This window comes from Pseudomonas meliae, assembly GCF_001400515.1.
Classification (GTDB): Bacteria; Pseudomonadota; Gammaproteobacteria; order Pseudomonadales; family Pseudomonadaceae; genus Aquipseudomonas; species Aquipseudomonas amygdali.
Genome location: NZ_LJQT01000216.1, coordinates 1 through 645, shown reverse-complemented (window position 1 = coordinate 645; position 645 = coordinate 1). Strand labels below are relative to the sequence as shown.

The 645-nt window shown below is 56.1% G+C and carries 1 protein-coding gene; it reads left to right on the top strand.

Annotated features, from left to right (window positions below):
• Positions 1 to 636 (top strand): hypothetical protein (locus ALO64_RS09565; RefSeq protein WP_054991704.1); only part of this gene is annotated, 636 nt, incomplete at its 5' end.
• Positions 637 to 645: the final 9 nt, after the last annotated feature.

The following is a 645-nucleotide window of genomic DNA, read 5'->3' as shown; positions in this document are numbered from 1 at the left end:
GATACCCTTTTTCGCCTGGACCTGGATTTTGCTGATGTCGGTCCACTGGTGTTCATCGGGCAGCAGCAACACGCACTGCGGCCTGCACTGATTCTGCTCCTGGAGCGAATGAGCGCAATGGCTAGGCCTGGCTTGATCCTGATAGAAAGCACCGCAGCAGCGATTCAGGACACGGCGTTATTCAAGGCTGCAACCGAATTGGAGCTACACGAGACACTGATGGGGTTTCGCGCCCTGGACCTACGTGAACATAACCTTCCCGTGGAGCTGGCTGACTGCGCACTCGAAAGCCGCTGGCGTCCCTGGGTTGTCCTCTTCTCACGTGACGATCCCGTCAGCGAACAGCGCGCCGGTATCGTTCATTCGTACTTCGCGGCCCGTGCAACGGATCATGGCCGACTTCCCATCCTGTACGTTTCCGAGAATACCGGCGCTTATGTTCCTAACGCATTCAGGCTGGAAGGTCACACCGCTATCGTCAACGGCTTGGCCGAATTCCCACAGCAAGACGTTTTCGCTGCGAACGACAGCTATATCCACGCAGTGAAGGTTTTGAGCACCGAAGCGGACCTTCAGTTTATGGGCTCAAAAGTACCCTTTGCGCGGGATGGCCATGTACCTGCACTGAAACGCTAACTGAGGAAA